This is a genomic window from Tateyamaria rhodophyticola (assembly GCF_047777875.1).
GTDB lineage: Bacteria > Pseudomonadota > Alphaproteobacteria > Rhodobacterales > Rhodobacteraceae > Tateyamaria.
In genome coordinates this window covers 2,596,288-2,620,729 of the sequence record NZ_CP180519.1, presented here as the reverse complement: position 1 = coordinate 2,620,729, position 24,442 = coordinate 2,596,288, and the positions used below count along the sequence as shown (strand labels likewise).

Sequence of the window (24,442 nt, the reverse complement as noted above, 5' to 3'; positions counted from 1 at the left end):
ACATGACCGACGATCTTTCCCCATCCCGACCGGCTGCGGTCCCGCAATCTCGGCTGGCCCGCGCAGGCCGCATGGGTGCCATGGCCGCAGGTGTTGCAGGCAACATGGCCATGGGCGGCGTGCGCAGCCTGTCCGCCGGGCAAAAGCCGCAGGCGCGCGACCTGCTGTTGACGCCCGCAAACCTCCGCCGCGTGGCGGATACGCTGGCGCAGATGCGCGGCGCGGCGATGAAGATGGGCCAGCTGATGTCGATGGACAGCGGCGACACCCTGCCGCCCGAGTTGACGGATATCCTGGCCCGGTTGCGGGCCGATGCCGATTTCATGCCGCCGAAACAGGTGCGCCAAGTGCTGGATCAGGCGTGGGGCACCGGCTGGCATCGCCAGTTCAAGCGGTTCGACGTGCGCCCTGTTGCGGCGGCCTCTATCGGGCAGGTGCATCAGGCGTGGCTGCGTGACGGCACGCATCTGGCGATCAAGGTGCAATATCCCGGCATCCGCCGCAGCATCGACAGTGACGTGGCCAACCTTGGCCGTTTGTTGCGGTTATCGGGGTTGTTGCCCAAGGGGTTCGACCTTGGCCCCTATCTGGATGAGGCGCGTGCGCAGTTGCATGAAGAGGCGGATTATGCCGCCGAAGCGGCCCATCTGATGCGCTTTGCAGAGCTGTTGGAGGGAACGCAGGGTTTCATCCTGCCCACATTCCACGCCCCGCTGAGCTCTGACACGGTGTTGGCCATGACATTTGTGCCGTCCGCCCCCATCGAAACGCTGGAACAGGCCACGCCGCAGGAGCGGGACGCGGCGATCACCCGGCTCTTTGCCTTGATGCTGCGGGAATTGTTCGATTTTGGCGTCATGCAGACGGATCCGAATTTCGCCAACTACCGCATCGCGGACGGGCGCATTGTCCTGTTGGATTTCGGCGCGACGCGGCATCTGCCACCTGCGCTGGCTGCCGATTGCCGTGCCCTAGTCGCGGCCGGGATGGCGGGCGACATGTCGGTCGTCGCGGATCAGCTGGACGCGATGGGCCTTGTGCCGCACCGCACGGCCCACCATCACAAAGACCGGATCCTTGGCATGGTTCAGATGGTTTTTGACGCGCTGCGCGGGACGGATGTGCTGGATCTGGGGACGTCGGACCTGTCGGCGCGCCTGCAGGCAGAAGGTGAGGCGCTCGCACGCGCAGGCTTTGTGCCCGAAGACCCCGTGCCGCTTGATCTGCTGTTTGTGCAGCGCAAGGTGGCGGGCATGTTCCTGCTGGCGTCCCGGTTGGGCGCGCGGTTGCCCACGCGCGCACTGCTCGCGCCCTATCTGCAAAGTTCCCAAGCCGCATGACCGCCCTGTTACACCTTGAGCAGGTCCGGAAATCCTTTCCCGGCAGCGACGGGCCCGTGCCGGTGCTGCGTGGCATCGACCTGTCCATGCAGGCGGGCGAGACACTGGCGCTGACCGGCGAATCCGGCAGTGGCAAGAGCACGCTTTTGCATCTGGCCGCCGGGCTCGACACCGCCGACAGCGGTGCGGTGCGGATCGGCGGGCAGGACATCACGGACCTGCGCGACACCGCGCGGGCCGAACTGCGCCGCACGGACGTCTCGGTCATCTTTCAGCAGTTCAACCTGATCCCCTCGCTCACCGTGGCTGACAACATCGCGTTTCAGGCGCGGCTTGCCGCGCGGTACGATGCGGATCACGCCGCGCAACTGGCCGACCGGCTTGGCCTTGGCGATCACCTGCGCAAGTATCCCGAAGCGCTCTCCGGAGGGCAGCAGCAACGAGTGGCGATCGCCCGCGCCCTTGCCGCGCGCCCGCGCCTGCTGCTGGCGGATGAGCCGACCGGCAATCTCGACGAGGCAACCGCGGACGCGGTGATGGCGCAGATGCTGGCCCTTGTGTCAGAGGCGGGGGCCGGATTGCTCCTCGTGACGCATTCGGCCGCACTTGCCGCACAGATGGGCCGCCGCGCCCATCTTCAGCACGGGCAGCTGCAATGAGGCGGACGGCGCTGCGCGCGTTGCTGTCCCATTGGCGACGGCATCCGCTGCAGCTTTTTGCGTTTTTGGCGGGGCTGGCGTTGGCCACCGGGCTCTGGTCGGGTGTTCAGGCCATCAATGCAGAGGCGCGTGCCAGCTATGACGCGGCGGCGGCCACACTGGGCGAAGGCCAGTTTGACCAGATCGTGCCACGGTCCGGCGACCGGATTTCACAGGCAGATTATGTTGCCCTGCGGCTGGCCGGTTGGCGGGTGTCGCCGGTGATCGAAGGGCGCGTGGACGGCGTGCGGTTGCTGGGCCTCGATCCGTTGTCCTCGCCCGGTCGCTTTGACTTTGGACGAGTGTCGGCGGGCGGCGAGATGGGCGCGTTCATCGGACCGGGCCAGCTTTTTGCCACGGCAGAGACGGCCGCGCGGTTGCCGGACACGCTCGACGTGATTGTGACCGCGGATGCGGCCCCCGGCATCGCCATCGGGGATGTGGGTGTGGTGCAACGGCTCCTGGGGCGCGCGGACCTGTCGCGCCTCTTGATCCTGCCGGAACAGCCGATGGCCCGGCCCGCGCTGGCAGAGGTCACGCCCGATCTGCGTGCGCAACCTTCGATCCAGAGCGCGGATGTGGGCGAGTTGACCGACAGTTTCCACCTGAACCTGACCGCGTTCGGTTTGCTCAGCTTTGCCGTCGGTCTGTTCATCGTGCACAGCACCATCGGTCTTGCCTTTGAACAGCGGCGCGGGCTTGTGCGCACCTTGCGCGCCATCGGCGTGCCGCTGCGCATGCTGATCAGCCTGATGGCGGCCGAAGTGCTGTTGCTGGCACTGGTGGGCGCGGGTCTGGGCATTGTTCTGGGATATGTGATGGCGGCGCTGTTGCTGCCGGATGTGGCGGTGACACTGCGCGGGCTCTACGGGGCGGAGGTGTCGGGCGCGCTGCGGTTTCGGGCCGAATGGTGGGCCTCTGGCCTCGCCATCGCGCTGCTGGGCAGCGCGGTCGCCGCAAGCGGACGGCTGTGGCAGATTGCACGCATGCCGATCCTGGCGAGCGCGCGACCGCGGGCGTGGTTCATGGCATCCGCCCGGGCAGCGTGGTGGCAAGGGGCCGCGGCAGCGGGGCTTGCCGTTGCCGCGATTGCGCTGGCCCTCTTTGGCCACGGGTTGACCGCGTCCTTTGCGCTGCTGGGCTGTTTCCTCATCGCCGCCGCTTTGTTGCTGCCCTTGCTGATCCGGCCCGCAACGGCATGGGCCGAGGGCCGCGCGCGCGGTCCCGTTGCACAGTGGTTCTGGGCCGACACACGTCAGCAACTGCCGGGACTGAGCCTCGCGCTCATGGCGCTTTTGCTGGCGGTGTCTGCCAATATCGGGGTGTCCACGATGGTGTCGAGTTTCCGGCTGACCTTTGTCGCCTTTCTGGACCAGCGATTGGCGCCGGAGCTGTTTGTCCGACTGGACAGCCCGGCCCAAGCGGCACCAATCGTGCCTGTGATGGAACAGGCGGCGGATGGCGTCCTGCCGCTTTTGACGATTGATGCGCAGGCCGCTGGCCTGCCGATCCAGCTCTATGGCGTGCGCGTGGGTCCGACCTACCGCGAGAACTGGGTGTTTCTGGACGCCGCACCCGGCGCGTGGGACGCAGTAGAGTCGGGTCAGGCGGTGGTCACGAACGAACAGTTCGCGCGCCGCGCCGGTCTTTGGGTCGGCGATATGGTGGATGTTGGCCAGCCCTTGCCCATCGCCGCCGTGGTCGGCGATTACGGCAATCCAAGCGGGCAAGTCATCCTGGGCGAAGCGCTGTTTCGATCGCTGCACCCGGATGTCACCGCGCAGCAATTCGGCCTGCGCACCGATGATGCAGCCGCCTTGCGCGCGACGCTCAAGGAGGCCGGCGTTCCCGACAGCGCGATGATCGATCAGGCGGCGCTCAAATCCTTTTCCCTGCAGGTGTTCGAGCGGACATTTACCGTGACCGCAGCGCTCAACATCCTGACGATGGCGGTGGCCGGGTTTGCCATGTTGATGAGCCTTTTGACCCTTGCCGACCAACGTCTGCCGCAACTGGCTCCGGTCTGGGCCCTCGGGTTGACGCGGGCACAGTTGGGACGGCTGGAGCTGGCCCGCGCAGGCACATTCGCCGCGCTCGTCAGCGTCGTGGCCGTGCCCGTGGGCCTCGGCCTTGCCTGGGTTTTGCTGGCGCGGGTCAACGTGGATGCGTTTGGCTGGCGGTTGCCGATGTTCCTATTTCCCGGTGATTATGCCGTGCTGGGACTGGCGGCCATTGTCGCCGCCGTTCTTGCGGCACTTTGGCCTGCGTGGCGGTTGATGCGCACCCACCCCACCCGTCTGTTACAGGTGTTTGCCCATGAACGTTAAGGCCCTGATCATCGCCCTGTGCGTCCCCCTCGCGGCATTTGCGCAAGGGTTCGCGGGGCTTGGCACCACGGCAGAGGATTTCGACGTGCCCGCGCCGGGGCGGCACTTTGAGTTTCCCGCAGATCACGGCGCGCATCCGGATTACAGGATTGAATGGTGGTATCTGACGGCGAACCTGTCCGGGCCGGACGGCACGGCCTATGGGCTGCAATGGACGCTCTTTCGCACGGCCCTTGCGCCCGGTGAACGGGACGGCTGGCAGTCGCCGCAGGTCTGGTTCGCCCATGCCGCCATCACCACGCCGGACGCGCATTTCGCCACCGAACGGTTTGCGCGCGGCGGTGTCGGAACCGCCGGGGTCGTGGCCGATCCGTTTCGCGCGTGGATCGACGAATGGGCGCTGGAAGGGCCGGATTTCGACACGCTCGACATGCGCGCGGCCGGGCCGGATTTCAGCTATAACATGGCATTGCGGGCGCGCGGACCGCTGATTTTTCACGGGCAGGACGGGTATTCGGTCAAATCCGAAGAGGGGCAGGCCAGCTACTATTACTCACAGCCGTTTTACGACATCAGCGGCACGCTCATGTTGCCGGATGGCCCAATTGCGGTGACGGGAAATGCATGGCTCGACCGGGAATGGTCGTCGCAGCCGCTGTCGGGGCGGCAGGCCGGCTGGGACTGGTTCTCGCTCAGCTTTGAGGGCGGCGACAAGCTGATGGGGTTTCAGCTGCGCAATGTGGATGGCGGCGGGTTCAGCGCGGGCACGTGGATCGCAGCGGATGGCACGACCGAGGCGCTGTCGCCGGGTGTGTTCCGGGCTGAACCACTGGACACCGCGCAGGTTGCCGGGCGGGGCGTGCCCGTGCGCTGGCGCGTTACGGTGCCCGAACGTGATGTGGACGTGACGGTCGCCGCACTGAACCCGCAGGCCTGGATGGACCTGTCGATCCCTTATTGGGAAGGGCCGGTGACGGTGAAAGGATCGCGTGGCGGCGTGGGATATCTGGAGATGACGGGATATGAGTGATCCGGGCGATCTGAGTGCGTTTCTGGCGCAGGCATGGCAGCATCTGCGCCGCGGGGCGGCAGATGCAAAATCACCCGCGCGCTATCCGGTCTTTGCCACCGTGTCACCGGATGGCGTGCCCGAGGCGCGCACCGTTGCCTTGCGACGTGCGGATGCGGCGCAGGCCGTGCTGGAGGTGCAGACGGACATCGTCACGCCCAAGATTGCCGCCCTGCGAGCAACACCCATCGCCGCGTTCCACGTGTGGCTGCCGCGCGCCAATCTGCAGATCCGCGTGACAACGGAGGTGGAGATTGCAACCGGAGACGCTGTGGCCGACGCCTGGGCCAAGGTGCCGCCCGCCTCGCGCGTGTCCTACGGCACCGAACCGCATCCCGGCGCGGCGATCCCGTCCGTGCATGCCTATGAAAAACCGCCGAACCCGGACCGCTTTGCCGTGCTGACCTGCCGGGCCACGCATATCGACCTGGTGCATTTGGACACGGTCCACCGGCGGGCGGGCTATGTGCGCGCCGATGGGTGGGCCGGGCAATGGCTGGCGCCCTAGCGCTGCATCCGCAGTGACAGCGCCCACGCCAGCATCGTCAGGCCCAGAAGCGTCAGAACGGCGATGTTCCAGCCCGCGGCCTCAAACACGCGCCCGATGACAAACGCACCCGATATGCCCCCAACATAGTAGCTGGCAAGGTAGAGCCCGTTGGCCGCGGCATGGTCATGCGTCGCGGTGCGGCCCACATATCCCGTGGCCACGGATTGCGCGAAAAACAGCCCCGCCCCCACGAGCGCAAGCCCCGCCAGAAACAGGACCAGATGGCTGGTCAGCAGCAGCGCAAGCCCCGCCAGCGACGCAACGATCGCACCGTGAAAACTGCGCCGCGCCCCAAAACGCTGCACGCTGGCCGCCGCCAGCGGGGTTGTCAGGATCGCAGGGGCAAAGACGAAATACACAAGGCCGATCATCGTTTGCGGCAACGCGAACGGCGCCTGGCTCAGGATGAAATTGGCATAGGTAAACGTCGCCACAAAAACAAAGAGCAGGATGAACCCGATCCCCACCATCGCAACAAGGCGCGGGTTGGTCAGGTGGTCCTTCCACGCGTCGACAACCGAACCCGCATCCTCCGGCACGTGCCCGTGGCTGTCGCGCGCGCCGATGTAGAGATATGCCGCCAGAGCACCCGCAAGGTTGAGCGCGGCAAAGCCATAAAAGCTCTCTGCGAGGCCAAGGTTGCCCGCAAGTTCCGACGCCAGCAAGCGCCCAAAGAGGTTCGAGGCCACATTGCCCGTGATGTAGGCCGCCATGGCCCCGCCCACGGCCGTGACGCTGCATTCCTCGCTCAGGTAGGTCAGGGTCAGGGTGAAGGCCGCGGACATGCACACACCCTGGGCCACGCGCAACAGCGTGAAGGTTGTCAGGTCATCCGTATGCGCCAGAAGGATCGTTGGAACACTCAGCAGCGCAAGGCACATCCAGATGCCACGCTTGCGGTCGATCCGACGGGCAAAGAGTGCAACGAACAGGCTCGCAAATGCCATTCCGATGGTGGATGCATTGACGGCAAACCCCATCGCCGCCGGTGTGACCCCATAGCTTTCGACCAGTGTCGGCAACAGGGCCTGAGAGCCGAAAAGATCAATCAGCGTCAGGAACGCAATCAGCGCGATCATGCTCGACCGGCGGATCACCATGCGGCGATCCTCCGGCGATTTGTCGGCCAGGGCGGGGGCCATTCCGGTCATCTGGGCGGCGGTCGACATCGTGTTCAGTCTCCGTGGGCCTGAACGCCCGTCTGCGGCACGCCTGCCGTCTCGGCCAGCGGCTCAACCACGCCAAAGAACAGCGTCGCGGGCGTGTCGCCGGTGTTTTCCCAATAGGCCTGCGCGCCGCCGCCCAGATGTGCGCCCTCTTCGGCGGCAAGGACCACGGGTCCGTCTGTATCCGACCGGTGTTCGCGCACGGCCCCCTGCCAGACCCAGACCTGCAACGGCTCGCCCGCTGCGGTGAACCCCGGCAGCACGCCGCCCGGTTCAATCACCGCGCGGTAGGTCGACAGGGCGAGCCCCTGCCCCTTTGCCCCGTCATAATGCGCTTCGATATCGACGAGACCGAGCAGCTCAAGAACTGCGCCCGACTGCGCTGGCATGTCGAAGGGTTGCTGCGCCGGTGTCTCTTCCACATCTCCGGCGTCGCCTGCCTTGAACACGTCAAACGCAATCAGCCGCACGTCTTCGGGCCCTTCGTTCAGCCACCAATGCGTGACGTCGCCTTCTTCGAGCGACAGGCCACCGGCGCTGTGCAGCAGCCGGTTTTCGACATCGCTGCGATATTCGTAAATCTCACCGCTCAGCGTGAACACGATGGCCGGGCGGTCGGCGTGGCTGTGGATCGGGACAATGCCGCCATCGCCGGAAATCGTCCATGACCGCGTGCGCAGGTTGTATCCGGCAATCTGGCCCAGCCCTTCGTCCGCCAGCGGCGCATTGGCAATCGCCACGTTGGAGATGTTGCGCGCGCCTGATGGCCCTTCGAGACCATTCAGCACGCGGGTCTTCACGTCGCTCAGGTCAAAGGCAAAAGAGGTCGTGCCGAGCGCCGCGATCGCGAGCCCGAGGATTGCGGTCCGAATTTTCATGGGATCATCCCTTTCTGGATTTCAACTCCACGGCGTTGGCCCCTTGGGGCGCGCCGAAGTCATCAAACATCGCACGCAGATCCAGCGTGCTTTCGGTTTCGATCTTGTCAAAATTGGCGCTCAGCCAGCGATCGGCATGGTCACGCCCGAGGTTTCGGAGATGTTCGAGAAACGCCCATTCCGAATTCAGCTTGGACGACGCATCCAGCGCCAGCATGTCGTCACATCCATCAATCATGTGCAGGTTCATGACCCGGTATTCCTCATCCGACAGCGCGCCTTCCTCGATAAGGCGGTGGATCAGGTCGATGGTGCGCAAATCGCGCAAGAGCGAGCCGTTGAAGGTGATTTCGTTCACCCGGTTCTGGATGTCACGGGCACGCCGCGGGGTGCCCTCGCGTTTGAGCGGGTTGATCTGCACGATCACGATGTCGGCGGAGGGAGAGTGGTCGATGAAGGGGAACAGGACCGGGTTGCCCATGAACCCGCCATCCCAATACGGCACGCCGTCGATCTCGACCGCCTTGAACAGCGTGGGCAGACAGGCTGACGCCATCACGACGTCAAGCGTCACCTCTTCGCGGTGGAACACCCGGGCGCGGCCCGTCTCCACGTTGGTGGCGGAGATGTAGAGGCCCATGTCGCTGCATCCCGCGACCTTGTCGAAATCAATGAACTCCCTGACCACGTCGCGCAGCGGGTTGAAGCCCAGCGGGTTCAGGTCATAGGGCGACGCCATGCGGCTGAGCAGGTCGGACATCAGGTAGGCCGGGGACGCATCGAGCGACCAGGACCCCGCCCACATGTCAAAGGGGGTGCGTTTGATCGGGCTCGCCTGCCCTGCCACGCTGACCGCACGCCAGAATTCCTCAAGCGCCAGCCGCGCGCCGGCGGCGCCGCCATCATACATGCCTTGGGTCGCGACCACCGCGTTCATGGCACCCGCGGAGGTGCCGCTGATCGCTTCGATCCACAGCCGGTCTTCTTCGAACATGCGGTCCAGCACGCCCCAGGTGAAGGCCCCGTGCGAGCCGCCGCCCTGCAGGGCGAGGTTCACTGATTTTTCGTGGCGCTTGCCACGGCCTTCTGCCTTGGACATCGGAACGTCTCCTATTGCGCGGTCCAGCCGCCATCGACGGGCATGGCCGTGCCGGTGATCGACGCCGCAGCGTCGCTTGCCAGAAAGACGCAGAGCGCGCCCAGCTGTTCTGTCGTCACAAATTCCTTGGTCGGCTGTGCGGCCAGGAGCACGTCACGTTTCACCTCTTCTTCGGTGATCCCGCGTGCCTTGGCGGTGTCGGGGATCTGCCCTTCGACCAGCGGGGTCAGCACGTAACCGGGGCAGACCGCGTTCACGGTTACGCCATGTTGTGCCGCCTCAAGCGCGATGGTCTTGGTCAGGCCGACCACCCCGTGCTTGGCCGCGACATAGGCCGATTTGAAGGGCGACGCGACGAGGCCATGGGCAGACGCCACGTTGATGATCCGGCCAAAGCCACGGTCCTTCATACCCGGCAGCGCGGCGCGGATTGTGTGAAAGGACGAACTGAGGTTGATGGCGATGATCGCATCCCATTTCTCGATCGGGAATTCCTCGATCGCCGAAACGTACTGGATACCCGCGTTGTTCACGAGCACATCGACGCCGCCCATGTCCGCTTCGGTCTGCGCCACCATGTCGGCAATCTGATCGGGCTTGGTCATGTCTGCCCCGTTGTAGGACACGGTGCCTGCCGCCTTGGCGTCCAGTGCGGCGCGCGTCTCTTCGATCTCGGCTGCGTCACCGAAACCGTTGAGCATCACGTTGAACCCTTCGGCGGCATAGGCCTCTGCAATGCCCAGCCCGATGCCGCTGGTGGAGCCGGTGATAATGGCGGTGCGTGTCATGATGTGCCCTCGTGTCTTGACCGCGACGTCTTGCGCCGCATGCACCAAGACCTAGTCGCTGCGCGTCACAGTCACAATGCTGCACTGCCGCAAATCGCCTGTGCGTGAGAATTGCAGGCACATGTTTCAGCGTTTTCGCCCGCGTTGGGCAAAAAACCTCCGATAAACGAAGGCGCAGGCCTGGATTGTTACAGATGCGCGCCGTGCAGCGTGTCGAAGGTGACGACGGCTTTTGTGGCGATCATGTCCGCGACGGCTGCGTCAAAGGTCAGAAAATGCCGCGCCTGCAAATGCGCATCGAACGCCGCGCGGTCGGTATACACCTCATAGAGAAACACGGCGTCCGGCTGCGCGGCGTCGGTGCAGACATCGAATTGCAGGCACCCCGGCTCGTCCGCGCGCGACGTGTCGGCATTGTCGCGCATCAATGGCATGAACGCCGCCATCTGCCCCGGTTTGATCCCAAAGGTCACCGTCACAACATATGCCATTCGCCTTCGCCCCTTTTGCGCTCTGCCTTGCGTCACCGTATAGAAGACCAACGGCACCTCAATCCATGAATTGGACTTCGTCATGACCATCCGCGTTGCCTGCGTCGGCGCAGGCTATTTCAGCCAGTTTCACTTTGGCAGCTGGGCGCGCATGGACGGGGTCGCGGTTGTGGGCGCGTGTGACCGTGACAGGGACCGCGCAGCGGCCACCGGTGCGCCCGCGTTTGGGGATCTGGACACGATGTTGAACGACACGAGCCCCGACCTTCTCGACATCATCCTGCCCCCGCCTGCCCACGCCGAAACGGTGCGCGCGGCGCTCGCGGCGGGTCTCAAGTGGATCATCTGCCAAAAGCCGTTCTGCCAGGACATCGATGAAGCGCGCCAGATCGCAGCAGAGGCGCAAGCCTTGGGTGCCACCCTGATCATCCATGAGAATTTCCGGTTCCAGCCGTGGTATCGCGCGATCAAGGCGGACATGGACGCCGGCGCCATCGGCACCGTTCTGAATGCCACATTCCGGCTGCGTCCCGGAGATGGGCAGGGTCCGCGCGCGTATCTCGACCGACAGCCCTACTTTCAGGAGATGCCGCGTTTCCTGATCCACGAGACGGCGGTGCATTGGGTGGACACGTTCCAATACCTTTTCGGCCCGGTGAACAGCGTCTATGCCGATCTGCGCCGCATCAATCCGGTGATCGCGGGCGAGGATGCAGGCCATGTGATCTTTGACCATGGCTCTGGTGTGCGCGCGCTCTTTGACGGCAACCGCCTGCTGGATCACGCCGCGGACAACACCCGGCGCACCATGGGCGAGGCGTTGATCGAAGGGACCGCTGGGACGCTGAACCTGACCGGTGACGGACGCGTCACCCGGCGCGCCTTTGGGTCCGGCGACGTGGTCGAGGTCCTGGGACCCGACACCTGGGACGGATTTGGCGGCGACTGCGTTCACGCGCTCAACAGCCATGTGGTGGCGGCGATGCGCGGTGAGGGTCCGGTCGAAAACGGGGCCGCCGACTACCTGTCCGTGATTGCGATCAAGGATGCGATCTATGCCTCTGCCGCGGACGGACGACGGGTTGCGCTTGGCTCAGACTGATCCGCTGCGCCACATGGGCCGGGGTTCGTGCAGCGTTTGCAACGTCTCAATGGCCTGCCCGCCCACGCGTTCGATCAGCAGCCGCGCCAGTTCGCGGCCCGTCGCCACCAGATCCTCTGCCACCGTGTCAATCTGCGGATAGAGGAGTGGCAAGATGTCGGTCGTCTGACGACACACCAGTTCGTAATCCCGCCCCAGCCGCAATCCTTCGTCCGCCATCCCACCCATCAGGGCGAGTGTCGCGAGTTCATTGTTGCTGATGATGGCGTCGAACCGGGTGCTGCGCCCCGCGAGGCTCTGGCCAAAGGTGCGCGCCGTGTCGGGTGAGACGAGAATGCCGGTGTCGGTCGCGACCTCACCCACAGCACCGCATTCCGCCAGCGCCCGGTGAAACCCGCCCGATATCTTGGCAAAGTTGGTCGTCCCGTCATCCTCGGCCACCAGAAGGAACCGCGTGCGCCCCTTGGCGTGCAGACGCCGCACCGCCAGTTCCACAAACCGTTCGACGTGGAAATCATGGTAGGCGTGCGGCGTGTAGAACTCGGTCCGTCCGTGGCACACGAATGGAAACCCCGCATCCGTCAGCAACTGCACGCGCGGATCACGCGCGGTGGTGTGCGTCAGGATCAGCCCGTCCGCCGTCCGGTTCTGCAACACGTAACGCACGGAGGCATCGGGGTCGTCTGGATCAAGTTCAGGAATGACGTTGAGGTGGAACCGCGTTTGCGACAGATGCGCACCGATCCCTTCGATCATCTGGCGGGTATAGTCGATCGTGTTCTTGGCCGGTGACTGGATAAGTGTCAGGACATTTGTCTGCCCCGTGCGCAGGCGCACGCCGGCCCGGTTCGGTACATATCCGACTTCGGCGGCGGCGCGCGCGATCTTGTCCCGCGTCTCCTTCTTGAGGCGGCTGCCATCCCGCAACGACAGCGACACCGTCGACAGGCTGAGGCCCGTCAGCTCGGCGATGGTCTTGAGCGTGGGTGGCTTGCGGCTTTGATTGGCCATGGGCGCGGCAGGTCCTCGTAGGGCGTGGGTGGAATGGTACATACACCATCGCCCCACACAAGCGCGAATCAACTGCATCGTTGCAAATCTCGGTAGCGCCGCACATGCTGCAACGCAGCGATTATTCACATATACTATGTTTTATTACCCTTTCGCATGATTCAGAATTTTGTTGCATCGTTGCAATTTTTTGACGCACGATAGGCGTGTCTCGAGATCCGGCTCTGCCCGGTGCTGCCGGACATCCAGAAATTTACATGAGGGAGGAGAGACTCATGACATCCACCACAACGCGTCCAGGCCGTTTGCTTTTGGGCACGGCGCTTGGTCTGGTGCTGACCGCATCAGCCGCCATGGCCGACAATATCCGCTTCTGGACCACCGAGGAACAGCCCGAGCGGCTCGCAAAGCAGCAAGAAATGGCTGCGGCGTTCGAGAAGGCGACCGGCAATGCGGTCGAGGTTATCCCGGTGTCCGAAACCGACCTCGGCACACGCGCCACGGCGGCCTTTGCCGCGGGCGACCTGCCGGATGTGATCTATCATTCGCTGCAATATGCCCTGCCCTGGGCCGAAGCCGGCATTCTCGACACCGAAGCCGCCACCGAAGTGGTCGACAACCTTGGTCGCGATTCGTTTGCCGCCGGTCCGCTGTCGATGGCCGCATATGACGGCGATATCGCGTCCGTACCGGTGGACGGCTGGACACAGATGGTCGTCTACCGCGCCGATCTTTTCGAAGAAAAAGGTCTGGCCGCGCCCAACACATTTGCCAATGTTCAGGCCGCGCTTGATGCGCTGCACAACCCGCCGGAAATGTACGGCTTTGTCGCCGCGACCAAGGTTGATGAAAACTTCATGAGCCAGGTTCTGGAACACGTGTTCCTCGCCAACGGTGTGAGCCCTGTGGGCCCGGACGGCGCGCAGGAGCTGGACGTGCAGGCCACCACCGAGGTGCTCGATTTCTACAAGGCCATCGCCAAGGCATCGCCCCCGGGTGAGCTGTTCTGGAAGCAGTCGCGTGAACTGTATTTCGCAGGTCAGGCCGCGATGATCATCTGGTCGCCCTTCATCCTCGATGAGCTTGCCGGTCTGCGGGACAGTGCCGCGCCCACAATCAACGATGACCCCACAACGCGCGAACTGGCTGCGGCGACGGGCATCGTGACGAACTTTGCCGGTCCGTCGAACCCCGACGGCGCGGCGTGGGGCGACGTGCGGTATTTCGGGATCACGAATGATGCCGACACCGAAACGGCGCAGGCCTTTGTCGAATATTCGATGAACGACGGCTATATGCAGACGCTGTCAATCGCCGCCGAGGGCAAATTCCCCGTGCGCACCGGCACCGCCGATGAGCCCGGGAAATTCTCCGCCGCATGGTCTGAAATCCCCGTGGGTGTGGACCGCAAGGCGCCGATGAAAGACCTCTATTCCGCGGAAATGCTGGATGAGATTGTGGGTGGCCTCAAGGTCGCGCAGCGTTGGGGCGTCGAGGAGAACCAGCTGGCGCTGGCCTCCAAGATGATCAACAGCCAGGCGATCAACCGCATCGTGCGTCAGTACATCGATGATGAGATTGACGCAGCGGCTGCCATTGCGGCGATGAACACTGAACTGGCCGCGATCAACTAAACCGCGCGACCTCAAGAGGGCGGCGGCGCTGCCCTCTTTCCCCCGCTTCTCTCGGATCCCATCATGACTGTTCCGACACCTCCCACCACCCGTGGCGCGCTGGAGCGTCGCGAGGCGCGGCTGGCCTGGAGCCTGCTGTTGCCCACGATCCTGATCGTGAGCCTCGTGATTGTCCTGCCGCTCCTGTCGATCTTCTGGATCAGCTTCAAGCCGGTTGGCCTTGCGGACCTACGCCCCGTGGCACCGGTGATCCGCGAAAGCTTGCGCGAACGCTCAGGCCAGATGGTGGTTGAGTACCGGGTGCGCAATTCGTCCCAGCAAAAGGCCATTGCCGGGCTAGGCTTTACCGACACGTTGCATGACGGCGTGACGTTTCTGGAGTTGCCGGAGGCGTGTTCGGTCAAGGGTGCGTTGCTGCGCTGTGACTTTGGTGATGTGCCGGGCGGGTTCAACGAACGGGTGCGCATTCCGGTGACGCTGGACGGCGATCCCGACGCGCTCGAAGAGACGGTCGAGGGATCGGAGCCTGCCGGGTACGGGACGGGCGACAACATCCTGACCAATTCCGAATTCACGCTTGAGAACTTTGCCCGCATTTTTGATGGCGACGAGTTTTGGGCCGTGCTGTGGGCGACGATATTCTATACGGTTGTGGGCACCATTGGCGCGCTTGTTGTCGGGCTCTTTGCCGCGATGCTTTTGAACAAATCGTTCCGCGGAAAAGGCGTGCTGCGCGGTCTGTATCTCTTTCCTTATGTCTCTCCGATCATCGCGGTCGCCTTTACCTGGGTGACGCTGCTTGACCCGTTTTCGGGCTCGCTCAATGCGCTGCTGATCCAGATGGGTGTGACGGACGCGCCGATCAATTTCTTTGGCCAGCGGCCGCTCGCGCTGATCATGGTGACCGTGTTCGAGATCTGGCGGTATTTCCCGCTGTCGTTCCTGTTCATTCTGGCGCGGATGCAGTCGATTGATACCGATATGTACGAGGCGGCGGATATGGACGGGGCGAGCCCGTTCCAGAAATTCTGGTATCTGAGCCTGCCGATGCTGCTGGGCATCCTGTCGGTGCTATTCCTGCTGCGCTTTATCTGGACGTTCAACAAGTTCGACGACATTTTCCTGCTGACAGGCGGGAATGCGGGCACGCGGACGCTGACCGTGAACGTCTATGAGCAGGCCTTTGCGATTTCCAATATCGGCGCGGGGGCGGCTGTGGCGGTCGTGATCTTTGCGACGCTGCTTTTGTTCAGCGTGTTTTTCTTCAAATACATCAGCCAGGAGGAAGGGCTGTGAGGGCGGGAGCCGCAAAACGAGTTTGCGTATCGCCTGCGGCGGGCGGGGTCAGGGGCTTTGCCCCTCGGCCTGCGGCCTCACCCCAGAGTTTTTCTGGCGAGATGAAGGAGGATCATCGTGCATCTGCTGCGTGAAGGACATGTGACGGCGGGTCTGATTGGCGTCTTCTGGGCCTTTGTCATGGCGGTTACCGTGGCGGTGACGTTGTCCTTTGCTTCGGGGCTGGGGTTTCGCCCCGGCACATTGGGGTGCGTTTTGTTGGGGCTGGGGGGCGGTTTGGCCGCACTTTATGTGCGGGACCGGGGCGTGTTGATTGGCGGGTTCGTTCTTTTGGCGGCAGCCCTGTTGTTTACGCCGCTGTCGCCCATGCTGTTTTCGGACGGGGTGCCGATGTTGTGGCAAGTGGCGGCCGTTGTTTTGTTCGGGGTGTTCACCCTCTGGCCGCTCACGGTGATGTTGATCGAGGCGCAGCCGGGGCCATTGACGCGACATGCGTTTGAGGATGCCGTGATCCGGTTTTTGACAGGCTTTGGCTACATCGTCTTTACGGCGCTGGTGCTGATCCCGTTTTACGTGATGGTGATGACGAGCCTGAAGTCGCAGCAGGCATTGCTGCGCAATCCGCTGGACTTTTCGATCGAGTTGAACCGCGGATGGGAGCTGTTTTCGAGCTACACCGAGCTTTTTGGCCAGTTCGGGTTTGGCAGCTATCTTTGGACGAGCTTTTATGTGTCGGTTCTGACGGTGCTGATCACGCTCGCCTTTTCGGTGCCCGGCGCCTATGCGGTGGCGCGGTTGCGGTTCAAGGGGCGGGCGGCGTTTTCGCGCTCGATCCTGCTGATCTACATGGTGCCGATGATCGTCTTGGCCCTGCCGATCTATATCGCGTTTTCGATGACCGGCCTGCGCAATACCATTCCTGGTCTGATCCTGATCTATCCGGTGACGACGATCCCCGTGGCGCTTTACATGCTGCAGGGGTATTTTCGCGGCCTGCCGGTCGAGGTCGAGGAGGCGGGCCTGATGGACGGGCTCAGCCGATTGCAGGTGATCGTGAAGATCACCCTGCCCTTGTCGCTGCCCGCGATGGTGTCCGTGTCGCTCTATGTCTTTATGATTGCCTGGAACGAGTTCCTGCTGGCTTTCATGCTGCTGGACGATCCGTCGAAATTCACGCTCACGCGGGGGGTTGCGATGCTCAACTCCTCTGAAATTCCGCGCCAGCACCTGATGGCGGGCGCGGTGATTGCCACCATACCGATCATGGCCCTGTTCCTGGGGCTGGAGCGGTTCATGACCAAGGGGCTGACCGCCGGGTCAGTGAAGGGATGATGCTGGACATGAAGGCAACCGACGCCCGCGACGAAGAGGCCCGCGGCATTCTCGCCCGCAATGACCGGGGCGGGTACACGATCCCGACGGCGGGGCTTTATCCGTACCAGTGGAACTGGGACAGCGCCTTTGCCGCCATGGGGTTTGCGGCGTTCGACATTGATCGCGCATGGACAGAGCTTGAGACGTTGTTCACCGGGCAGTGGGCGGGGGGCATGGTGCCGCATATCCTGTTCCACGTGGTCGATGACGGGTATTTTCCCGGACCGGATGTCTGGCAGGGTGTGGGGCCGATCCCGTCCTCGGGCATCAGCCAACCGCCGGTCGCCGCGACCATGGCGCGGATGATCCTGGCCAGGGATCCGGTGGCCGGTGCGCCGCGCATGGCGGCCCTTTATGACAGGATGGTGGCCTGGCACCGGTGGTTCATGGATTGGCGGCTGGATCGGGGGGCCGTGTGCATCACCCACCCGTGGGAAGCGGGCCGGGACAATGCGCCGGACTGGGATACGGCCATGGCGGCCATCACGCCGGACGGTGTGGGGACGTATACCCGTCGCGACATCACCCATGTGGACAGCGCGATGCGACCCACCAAGTACGACTATGACCGGTACATCTGGCTGGTACAGCGCGGGGCACGGGCGGGCTGGGACGAGGCGGCGCTGCTCAGGGACACACCCTTTCGTGTGGCCGATCCGACGATGACGTTCATCTTGCTGCGCGCCACGCGTGACCTGGCGGATATGGGCGCGGACATGGGCCGTGATGTGACCGAGTTGCACGGATGGATCGACGTGCTGGAGGCCGGGGCAGAGACCCTGTGGAACGACGCATTCGGCGCCTACGATTCCCGCGATGTGGTCAGCGGAGACTGGGCCGGTGCGCTGAGCAATGCGTCCTTTCTGTGCTGGTATGGCGGCATTGACCGGCCCGACATGGCCAACCGGCTGCGGCACGTGCTGGGCATGGCCAAATATGGCGTGCCGTCTCTGGCCCCTGATGATCCGCGGTTCGATGCCAAGCGATATTGGCGCGGGCCTGTCTGGGGCATGATGAACATGATGATCGGCATGGGCCTCACCGAACAGGGCTATGCCTTGGGCGAAGACCTGCGCGCCCTCACGGGCGACATGATCGCCGAACACGGCTTTGCCGAATATTTTGACCCGCTGACCGGGGCACCGGCCGGCGGGGGCACTTTCACATGGACGGCGGCGGTCTGGCTGGGCTGGGCGTCTCCGAATGCAGGAGGCGCGTAAGCCAATGGGTGCGATTACGCTCAACGCGGTTGAGAAATGGTTCGGCGATGTGCAAGTCATCAAGGGCGTGGACCTGGCCATTCATGACGGTGAATTTGTCGTCTTCGTGGGGCCGTCGGGCTGTGGCAAGTCCACGTTGCTGCGCATGATCGGCGGTCTGGAAGATATCAGCCGCGGGTCACTTGATATCGACGGAACGGACGTCACGGACCAGCCCCCGAGCAAGCGTGGCCTGTCCATGGTGTTCCAGTCCTATGCGCTCTATCCGCATATGTCGGTGCGCGACAACATGGGCTTTTCGCTCAAGACGGCGGGCGCACCCCGCACGGAAATCGAGACCAAGGTCAATGCCGCGGCGGATACGCTGAAGCTGGACCAATACCTCGACCGCCGCCCCAAGGACCTCTCCGGCGGGCAGCGGCAGCGCGTGGCCATCGGGCGTTCCATCGTGCGCGACCCCACCGCATTCCTGTTCGACGAACCACTGTCGAACCTCGACGCAGCCCTTCGGGTCGAGATGCGGCACGAGATTTCCAAGCTGCACAAGACACTGGATGCCACGATGATCTATGTCACCCATGATCAGGTCGAGGCGATGACGCTTGCGGACCGGATTGTGGTGCTGGATGCCGGGCGGATCATTCAGGTGGGCACGCCGCGCGAGCTTTATAACCACCCCGGAAACGTCTTTGTGGCGCAATTCATCGGCAGTCCAAAGATGAACGTGTTTGCCTGTTCCACCGACGGGGGACAGTACACCGTCGCGGGTGGCCGTGGCGGCGTCTATGCGATGGCCACCGCGGCGACGCAAATGGGCATTCGCCCCGAACACATCACCGCCGGTGCGGCGGGCACGGGTCAGGTGGATGGCACCGTCGATGTGGTGGAGTTTCTGGGTGCTGACACGTTTGTGCTGTTTGACTGTGGTGCCGCGGGGCCGATCAACGTGCGGATTTCAGGAGATGCCGCGTTGCGCGTGGGGGAGACGCACGGGCTCAGCTTTGATGCGGAGCAGATGCACTTTTTCGATGCGGACGGCGTGACCGTCACGGGCTGAGCCAGCCCTTGCAGGGGTGCCGCGCCACGGGTAGTTTGCGCCAACTGCAAACCCGCCTGAAGGGGCACGCCTCGTGACATTCTCACCCGTTATCACCGGAACCGGCGTGTTCACACCCGCGCAATCCATTTCGAACGCGGAACTGGTAACGGCGTTCAACGCCTATGCCGACCGCTACAACGCCGAACATGCCGACGACATTGCCGCCGGCAGGATCGAGGCCAAGGCGCATTCGTCCGAGGAGTTCATCCTCAAGGCATCGGGTATCGAGCGCCGCTTTGTGATGGACAAGGACGGCGTGCTGGACCCGGCTGTGATGCATCCCCTGCTGCGCCAACGCAGCGATGATGAACCGTCGATCATGGCCGAAATGGCGGTTGATGCGGCGCAAAAGGCGTTGGCACAGGCGGGCAAATCGGCGGCGGATGTGGATGCGGTGATCTGTGCCGCGTCCAATCACGAACGCGCCTACCCCGCTGTGGCCATCGAGATCCAGCAACTGATGGGCATCGACGGCTTTGCCTTTGATATGAATGTCGCGTGCTCGTCGGCCACGTTCGGCTTGCAGGCCGCTGCGGACATGGTGCGATCCGGGTCGATCCGGTCGGCTCTGGTCGTGAACCCCGAAATCTGCTCGGCCCACCTCGAATGGCGGGACCGGGATTGCCACTTTATCTTTGGTGACGTGGCCACCGCGACGCTGGTCGAGCGGGAAGAGAACGCAACCGGTGCCTATTTTGCGATCCGGTCCACCCGCTGTGCCACGGTGTTTTCCAACAACATCCGCAACAACAACGGCTTTCTGCGCCGATCCCGCCCGGACGGCATGATCGACCGGCGCGACATGCAGTTCATGCAGAACGGGCGCAAGGTGTTCAAAGAGGTGCTGCCGCTCGTGGCCAAGCATATCGGCGACCACATGGGCGACGAGGCGATCACCGCAGGCGACATCAAGCGTCTCTGGCTGCATCAGGCGAACAAGTCGATGAACGACTTTATCGGGAAAAAGGTGCTGGGTCGTGATCCGGAACCCGGCGAACAGCCCAACATCCTGCAGGACTATGCCAATACATCATCGGCGGGATCGATCATCGCGTTCTCAAAGTACTCCGACGATCTGGCGCCGGGGGATGTGGGCGTCATCTGTTCCTTCGGGGCCGGATACTCCGTGGGATCGGTGATCGTCGAACGCCGCGGCTAACGCGTTGTAAGGCCAAGACCGTCGCCCACCTCGTTGATATGCTCTGAGGCGGATTTGAGCCGTTCAAGACAGCCTGCGTCACCGACGCCGTCCACCTCGTCCGCGCGCGCCATGGCCATGTCCATCTGTTGATACGCCGCGTTGAACAGTTCCCGCCCGCGTTTCCAGTCGAGAAAGCTCATCCCCTTGAGCACCGACAGGTTCAGCAGCACGTCGTCCTCGATGTCGATCTCGGTCAGCAGCTTGCGGGCATTGACCACCATGGACCGCGCAAGGATCGTGAATGCCGTCGGGTGGCGCGGCACGCCTTTCTTGCGCTTGGACAACAGGCTGGTGACGACCTGCGCGCGGTTGGGCAGGTCTTCATATTTGGCGCGCACGCGCCATGCCTTGTCCGGCAGGAAGTTCAGGATGATGTTCGGCCCCGGCTTCAACTGCCGCATCGCCTCGATGGGCACGTTGTCGATCAGGCTGCCGTCGATCAGCACTTCGCCATCGGGGTTCAGCATCGGCGGGAAAATCCCCGGGATCGCGGTCGAGGCCCGGATCGCCCGCCAAAGCGGCCCGGTGCGCATCACGCGCACGTCGTTGTCCGTCAGGCTGGTGGCGACGGCAAAGAAGTTCAGCGGCAGATCCTCGATATCCTGCGTCCCGTAATGGCGCAGGAACGCGGCATCCAGCGTGTGGTGATCCAGCAGCGAGTAGCGCGGCAGCGTGATCTTTGACATCGCCTTGGAGCGGATAAAGATATCCTCGCACTGCTCCATCACGTGGTCAGGTCCAAGCCCCATGGCCAGCGCGCCCGCCATGGCCGATCCGACGCTGGTCCCGCCCACGTAATCGAAGTGATATCCGTTCTCTTGCAAATATTTGATGCCGCCCAGATGCGCGGTTCCAAATGACCCGCCTCCGCACAGCACAAGGCCCACGGCCTCGCCCCGGATAAAGCGGCCCAGACGCCCGAAATCCTGTGGCTGGTCCAGCGCCACATGGTGGTGCAGGCCCACCATGCGGTCGTTCAGCCATTTGACGGTTTGCGCGCGGCTGTCGCTTTCCGTGTCGCGGTAGAGGACCAGTTGGACATTCGCTTCCATCTTGGCCTGATAGACCTGCCGTTCCAACGCCGAAGGCACATCAAGCGGGCCGAACTGTGCCGCCTTGGGCATCGCGATCACGATGGTGTCGGCGTTGTTTGTCACCGCCTTGCGCCAGACCGGATCGCCATCCGCATCCGTGCAGATCAGCAAAAGCGTGTCATGCACGGCCTCCATCGACCGGACCCAGCGTGCCGTTTCGGCCAGATCGCTGCGCAGCGTCTCGGGCCGCGACGTTTCATCGAGAATTTTCCAATCCCGCGCGCCGGAAAAGGCGTCGCGCAAGCCGTCGACAAAGGCCGACGCCAGCGGCATGTTCGCCCCCGGCAGCACCGCGCAGACCTGCCCCGCGCTCGGGCGCAAACCGGGGCTGCCGCGCACGGTGCGTGCCAGCCGCTGGCTGAGCGCTGCGAGGATACCGTTGGCAAGCGCGGGCGTGCGCGCGGACAGGGTGTCATAGTCGTCGCGGGTCAGGCACAAAACGGAACTGTCGCGCGCGGCAATCACGCTCGCCGTGCGCTTGCCCCCCGCAAAAAAGGCCAATTCGCCCACCGGTTCACCGGGACGGATTTCGGCAATCGCGAGTGCGCCGGCAAACACGGTAAAGCGTCCGGAAATCACCAGATACAGGCGGTCGGCCGTGTCGCCTTCGCGGATCAACGCATCCCCACGGGGCACGTTTTGCACCTCGGCCAGCGTCACAGCCTCTTGCAAAACCTCGGCGTCCAGGGCCGCAAACCCGTCGATGGCCCGCAGCATGCCCAAAAGTTCATCATTGCTGTTGTGCGTGTTCATTGCGCCGTCTCCCGTCACAGGATGCATGGACGCGGCGGGGCCTGCAAGATCATCTCATGACAACGTCGCGTGACGCACCGGTTCAGTCCGATTTGCGCGACACCCGCTTGTGCACCTCTTCCACCGTCTCCATCCGTTCAGAGTAGCGATCCACGAGATAGTCATTGCGCCCGCGCACAAGCCAGGTGAATTTCGCCAGCTCTTCCATGACGTCCACGACACGCCGGTAAAACGGACCTTCGGGCAACCGGTCGCCGTCAAATTCGAGCCACGCCTTGGCGATGCTCGATTGGTTGGGGATGGTCACCATGCGCATCCAGCGGCCCAGAATGCGCATCTGGTTCACCGCGTTGAAACTCTGCGAGCCGCCCGACACCTGCATCAGGGCAAGCGTCTTTCCTTGCGTCGGGCGAATGCCGCCTTGCATCGACAGCGGCAGCCAGTCGATCTGCGTTTTCATCAGGCCGGTCATCGCGCCGTGGCGTTCGGGGCTGGACCACACCATGCCCTCGGACCAGATCACGAGGTCCCGCAATTCCTGCACCTTGGGGTGGGACGGGTCGGCCCCGTCGACCAGAGGCAAGCCAGTGGGATCGAAGATCCGCGTTTCGCACCCAAGCCGTCGCAGGATGCGCCCGGCCTCTTCGACAGACCGGCGCGAAAAGCTTTGCGGGCGGAGCGAACCGTAGAGCAGAAGGATGCGCGGCGGATGTCCCGGATCGTCCGGCGCGCGCAAGGCGTCTGCATCAATCGGGTGCAGGGCGTCTCCGTTCAGTGCCGGCGTTGCCTCTGCGTCGCTCTCAGCCACTTTCGTCTTCCAGATGAAGCTTCATGTCGATCAGCACCTGCTGCAAGAGCGTCGTTTCCTTCAACAGCCGCTTGGCCTCATTCACCGTGATCACACCGTCTTCGATGGACTGCTGATATTCGCTCATCAACATCGCAAACCGTTGGCTGAGCGCGATGACGTCCGCATTCACACCGCCCGTGCGTTCGGCATTCGGGCGGCGGTCATCATGGCTGAGCGAGATGCCCTGCAATTCGGCAAGCGCGCTTGTGACGTGCGGATATTTTGCAGCCTGCTCCAAAGCGACAACCGCGTCGATGGGCATGAACCTGTCCGCATGTTCGGGGTTGTCCGAGTAATAGCGGCCCAGTGTTGCCTTCGATTTACCGGTCACGACGCAGGCCGGTTCGATGCCCACATCCTTGACCAGAGCCTCGGTGTGTTTTTTCAGATAACTGCCTGTTGCGGCCATAGAAACATCCTCTTTGCCCATCACCATACACAACCCAGAGTTTGGGGAAACAGCCCGGTCTTTTCCCATTAATTGGCCGCGCCACAAATGTCATTGGTTAATCGTCCCTGCGGTTTTCGGGATTGTACGAGTAGCCGGTGTCCCCAGCATCGGTCACAGGTGAGGGTTATCAGGTGCTTCTGTTGGTTGGGGGGACGGCAGGTCACGCAAGTGACAGTCGGCACGATGACCCTGTTGGTGGTAACAAGCGGTGGGCTGTGCACCATCCCCAAAGGCGTGCCCCAAACACGCCCTGCACGGTCGGGTAACGATAATCCAACAATGGCCTGGCGGTGGACTTGTCGTTGAGTTTGCCACCGCCGGGCCCACCTCTCGCTTGACTTGCCCCCTTTCGCCGCGCCGCTTAGGAAGCGGCTATGGCAAAGCTTTACTTCCACTTCTCGACCATGAACGCGGGCAAATCGACTGTCCTGCTTCAGGCTGCATACAACTACCGCGAACGCGGGATGGAACCGTACCTGCTGACGGCGCGCTTTGACGACCGTGCAGGGGCGGGCACGATCGGATCCCGTATCGGGATCGAAGCGGCCGCCGATACGTTTGGGCCACAGGACGACCTGTTTCAGCGGCTGGAAACCCGCCTCGCCCAAGGTCCGGTCGCCTGTGTGTTTGTGGATGAGGCACAGTTTCTGAGCGACGCGCAGGTCTGGCAACTCGCGCGGGCGGTGGACGATCTGGGCGTGCCGGTGATGTGCTACGGGCTGCGCGTGGATTTTCAGGGCAAGCTATTTCCCGGCTCCGCCACGCTGCTCGCGCTCGCCGACGAGATGCGCGAGGTGCGCACAATCTGCCATTGCGGCAAGAAGGCCACGATGGTCGTGCGGCAGGACGCAGATGGCAATGTGTTGCGCGACGGGGCGCAGGTGCAGATCGGCGGGAACGAAACCTATGTCTCGCTGTGCCGCCGCCACTGGCGTGCGGCCATGGAATGAC

At 63.5% G+C, this 24,442-nt stretch carries 22 protein-coding genes; 13 read left to right on the top strand and 9 right to left on the bottom strand.

From position 1 onward, the window contains the following. The first annotated feature begins 2 nt into the window (after positions 1-2). From ACERHN_RS14440 to ACERHN_RS14420, 5 genes are read left to right on the top strand one after another with little or no spacing between them, the layout of a single operon-like run. Entirely contained in the window at positions 3-1,340 is a 1,338-nt protein-coding gene (locus ACERHN_RS14440) for an ABC1 kinase family protein (RefSeq protein ID WP_415919721.1), read from the top strand. Then, on the top strand, positions 1,337-1,999 hold the full coding sequence (locus ACERHN_RS14435; RefSeq protein WP_415919720.1) for an ABC transporter ATP-binding protein: 663 nt from the start codon (positions 1,337-1,339) through the stop codon (positions 1,997-1,999). The genes ACERHN_RS14440 and ACERHN_RS14435 overlap by 4 nt, the downstream gene beginning before the upstream one ends. Next, a complete protein-coding gene (locus ACERHN_RS14430; RefSeq protein WP_415919719.1) occupies positions 1,996-4,365 on the top strand; it encodes an FtsX-like permease family protein in 2,370 nt (789 codons plus the stop codon). Before ACERHN_RS14435 ends, ACERHN_RS14430 begins: the two co-directional genes overlap by 4 nt. Next, a complete protein-coding gene (locus tag ACERHN_RS14425) occupies positions 4,355-5,395 on the top strand; it encodes a lipocalin-like domain-containing protein (RefSeq protein WP_415919718.1) in 1,041 nt (346 codons plus the stop codon). Before ACERHN_RS14430 ends, ACERHN_RS14425 begins: the two co-directional genes overlap by 11 nt. Continuing rightward, positions 5,388-5,942: a pyridoxamine 5'-phosphate oxidase family protein gene (locus tag ACERHN_RS14420; protein ID WP_415919717.1), complete on the top strand. Its 555-nt coding sequence runs from the start codon at positions 5,388-5,390 to the stop codon at positions 5,940-5,942. The genes ACERHN_RS14425 and ACERHN_RS14420 overlap by 8 nt, the downstream gene beginning before the upstream one ends. On the opposite strand, the gene ACERHN_RS14415 is transcribed toward ACERHN_RS14420, so the two are convergent. The 5 genes from ACERHN_RS14415 to ACERHN_RS14395 all read right to left on the bottom strand — a co-directional run bounded on the left by ACERHN_RS14415 (position 5,939) and on the right by ACERHN_RS14395 (position 10,406). After that, positions 5,939-7,153: an MFS transporter gene (locus ACERHN_RS14415; RefSeq protein WP_415919716.1), complete on the bottom strand. Its 1,215-nt coding sequence runs from the start codon at positions 7,151-7,153 to the stop codon at positions 5,939-5,941. The genes ACERHN_RS14420 and ACERHN_RS14415 overlap by 4 nt on opposite strands. Before the next feature lie 5 nt (positions 7,154-7,158). Next, the gene (locus ACERHN_RS14410; protein WP_415919715.1) at positions 7,159-8,028 is read right to left on the bottom strand and encodes a cupin domain-containing protein; all 870 of its coding nucleotides are present in this window, start codon (positions 8,026-8,028) and stop codon (positions 7,159-7,161) included. Positions 8,029-8,032: 4 nt separating this feature from the next. Then, positions 8,033-9,127 (bottom strand): patatin-like phospholipase family protein, encoded by a 1,095-nt coding sequence (locus ACERHN_RS14405; protein WP_415919714.1) that lies wholly within the window; start codon positions 9,125-9,127, stop codon positions 8,033-8,035. Between the two features lie 11 nt (positions 9,128-9,138). Beyond that, positions 9,139-9,915 (bottom strand): 3-hydroxybutyrate dehydrogenase, encoded by a 777-nt coding sequence (locus ACERHN_RS14400; protein WP_415919713.1) that lies wholly within the window; start codon positions 9,913-9,915, stop codon positions 9,139-9,141. 188 nt (positions 9,916-10,103) lie between these two features. Then, positions 10,104-10,406, bottom strand: a complete 303-nt coding sequence (locus ACERHN_RS14395) for a putative quinol monooxygenase (protein WP_415919712.1) — start codon at positions 10,404-10,406, stop codon at positions 10,104-10,106. Positions 10,407-10,488: 82 nt separating this feature from the next. Here ACERHN_RS14395 and ACERHN_RS14390 point away from each other — a divergent pair, with 82 nt between their 5' ends. Next, the gene (locus tag ACERHN_RS14390) at positions 10,489-11,508 is read left to right on the top strand and encodes a Gfo/Idh/MocA family protein (protein ID WP_415919711.1); all 1,020 of its coding nucleotides are present in this window, start codon (positions 10,489-10,491) and stop codon (positions 11,506-11,508) included. Here the strand turns inward: ACERHN_RS14390 and ACERHN_RS14385 are convergent. Then, positions 11,500-12,519, bottom strand: coding sequence for a LacI family transcriptional regulator (locus tag ACERHN_RS14385; protein WP_415919710.1), 1,020 nt, complete (start codon positions 12,517-12,519; stop codon positions 11,500-11,502). The genes ACERHN_RS14390 and ACERHN_RS14385 overlap by 9 nt on opposite strands. Before the next feature lie 275 nt (positions 12,520-12,794). Here ACERHN_RS14385 and ACERHN_RS14380 point away from each other — a divergent pair, with 275 nt between their 5' ends. From ACERHN_RS14380 to ACERHN_RS14355, 6 genes are all read left to right on the top strand, one after another. Further along, positions 12,795-14,153, top strand: coding sequence for an ABC transporter substrate-binding protein (locus ACERHN_RS14380; RefSeq protein WP_415919709.1), 1,359 nt, complete (start codon positions 12,795-12,797; stop codon positions 14,151-14,153). Positions 14,154-14,216: 63 nt separating this feature from the next. Next, entirely contained in the window at positions 14,217-15,449 is a 1,233-nt protein-coding gene (locus ACERHN_RS14375) for a carbohydrate ABC transporter permease (protein WP_415919708.1), read from the top strand. A gap of 117 nt (positions 15,450-15,566) precedes the next feature. Next, on the top strand, positions 15,567-16,781 hold the full coding sequence (locus ACERHN_RS14370; RefSeq protein WP_415919707.1) for a carbohydrate ABC transporter permease: 1,215 nt from the start codon (positions 15,567-15,569) through the stop codon (positions 16,779-16,781). An 8-nt stretch (positions 16,782-16,789) separates the two neighbouring features. Next, a complete protein-coding gene (locus tag ACERHN_RS14365) occupies positions 16,790-18,043 on the top strand; it encodes an MGH1-like glycoside hydrolase domain-containing protein (RefSeq protein WP_415919706.1) in 1,254 nt (417 codons plus the stop codon). Positions 18,044-18,047: 4 nt separating this feature from the next. Further along, a complete protein-coding gene (locus ACERHN_RS14360) occupies positions 18,048-19,100 on the top strand; it encodes an ABC transporter ATP-binding protein (RefSeq protein WP_415919705.1) in 1,053 nt (350 codons plus the stop codon). A gap of 73 nt (positions 19,101-19,173) precedes the next feature. Next, positions 19,174-20,301: a beta-ketoacyl-ACP synthase III gene (locus tag ACERHN_RS14355; protein WP_415919704.1), complete on the top strand. Its 1,128-nt coding sequence runs from the start codon at positions 19,174-19,176 to the stop codon at positions 20,299-20,301. Here ACERHN_RS14355 and ACERHN_RS14350 read toward each other — a convergent pair. From ACERHN_RS14350 to ACERHN_RS14340, 3 genes are all read right to left on the bottom strand, one after another. Then, entirely contained in the window at positions 20,298-22,190 is a 1,893-nt protein-coding gene (locus ACERHN_RS14350) for a patatin-like phospholipase family protein (protein ID WP_415919703.1), read from the bottom strand. The genes ACERHN_RS14355 and ACERHN_RS14350 overlap by 4 nt on opposite strands. An 82-nt stretch (positions 22,191-22,272) precedes the next feature. Beyond that, positions 22,273-22,998: an arsenical resistance protein ArsH gene (gene arsH / locus ACERHN_RS14345; RefSeq protein ID WP_415919702.1), complete on the bottom strand. Its 726-nt coding sequence runs from the start codon at positions 22,996-22,998 to the stop codon at positions 22,273-22,275. After that, entirely contained in the window at positions 22,991-23,449 is a 459-nt protein-coding gene (locus ACERHN_RS14340; RefSeq protein ID WP_415919701.1) for a hypothetical protein, read from the bottom strand. Before ACERHN_RS14340 ends, arsH begins: the two co-directional genes overlap by 8 nt. 416 nt (positions 23,450-23,865) lie before the next feature. On the opposite strand from ACERHN_RS14340, the gene ACERHN_RS14335 reads away from it, so the two are divergent. Next, entirely contained in the window at positions 23,866-24,441 is a 576-nt protein-coding gene (locus tag ACERHN_RS14335) for a thymidine kinase (RefSeq protein WP_415919700.1), read from the top strand. Position 24,442: the final 1 nt, after the last annotated feature.

Coding starts and splice junctions, on each gene's coding strand:
- ACERHN_RS14440 (WP_415919721.1), top strand. CDS start 3: ATGACCGACGATCTTTCCCCATCCCGACCGGCTGCGGTCCCGCAATCT.
- ACERHN_RS14435 (WP_415919720.1), top strand. CDS start 1,337: ATGACCGCCCTGTTACACCTTGAGCAGGTCCGGAAATCCTTTCCCGGC.
- ACERHN_RS14430 (WP_415919719.1), top strand. CDS start 1,996: ATGAGGCGGACGGCGCTGCGCGCGTTGCTGTCCCATTGGCGACGGCAT.
- ACERHN_RS14425 (WP_415919718.1), top strand. CDS start 4,355: ATGAACGTTAAGGCCCTGATCATCGCCCTGTGCGTCCCCCTCGCGGCA.
- ACERHN_RS14420 (WP_415919717.1), top strand. CDS start 5,388: ATGAGTGATCCGGGCGATCTGAGTGCGTTTCTGGCGCAGGCATGGCAG.
- ACERHN_RS14415 (WP_415919716.1), bottom strand. CDS start 7,153: ATGTCGACCGCCGCCCAGATGACCGGAATGGCCCCCGCCCTGGCCGAC.
- ACERHN_RS14410 (WP_415919715.1), bottom strand. CDS start 8,028: ATGAAAATTCGGACCGCAATCCTCGGGCTCGCGATCGCGGCGCTCGGC.
- ACERHN_RS14405 (WP_415919714.1), bottom strand. CDS start 9,127: ATGTCCAAGGCAGAAGGCCGTGGCAAGCGCCACGAAAAATCAGTGAAC.
- ACERHN_RS14400 (WP_415919713.1), bottom strand. CDS start 9,915: ATGACACGCACCGCCATTATCACCGGCTCCACCAGCGGCATCGGGCTG.
- ACERHN_RS14395 (WP_415919712.1), bottom strand. CDS start 10,406: ATGGCATATGTTGTGACGGTGACCTTTGGGATCAAACCGGGGCAGATG.
- ACERHN_RS14390 (WP_415919711.1), top strand. CDS start 10,489: ATGACCATCCGCGTTGCCTGCGTCGGCGCAGGCTATTTCAGCCAGTTT.
- ACERHN_RS14385 (WP_415919710.1), bottom strand. CDS start 12,519: ATGGCCAATCAAAGCCGCAAGCCACCCACGCTCAAGACCATCGCCGAG.
- ACERHN_RS14380 (WP_415919709.1), top strand. CDS start 12,795: ATGACATCCACCACAACGCGTCCAGGCCGTTTGCTTTTGGGCACGGCG.
- ACERHN_RS14375 (WP_415919708.1), top strand. CDS start 14,217: ATGACTGTTCCGACACCTCCCACCACCCGTGGCGCGCTGGAGCGTCGC.
- ACERHN_RS14365 (WP_415919706.1), top strand. CDS start 16,790: ATGAAGGCAACCGACGCCCGCGACGAAGAGGCCCGCGGCATTCTCGCC.
- ACERHN_RS14360 (WP_415919705.1), top strand. CDS start 18,048: ATGGGTGCGATTACGCTCAACGCGGTTGAGAAATGGTTCGGCGATGTG.
- ACERHN_RS14350 (WP_415919703.1), bottom strand. CDS start 22,190: ATGAACACGCACAACAGCAATGATGAACTTTTGGGCATGCTGCGGGCC.
- ACERHN_RS14340 (WP_415919701.1), bottom strand. CDS start 23,449: ATGGCCGCAACAGGCAGTTATCTGAAAAAACACACCGAGGCTCTGGTC.
- ACERHN_RS14335 (WP_415919700.1), top strand. CDS start 23,866: ATGGCAAAGCTTTACTTCCACTTCTCGACCATGAACGCGGGCAAATCG.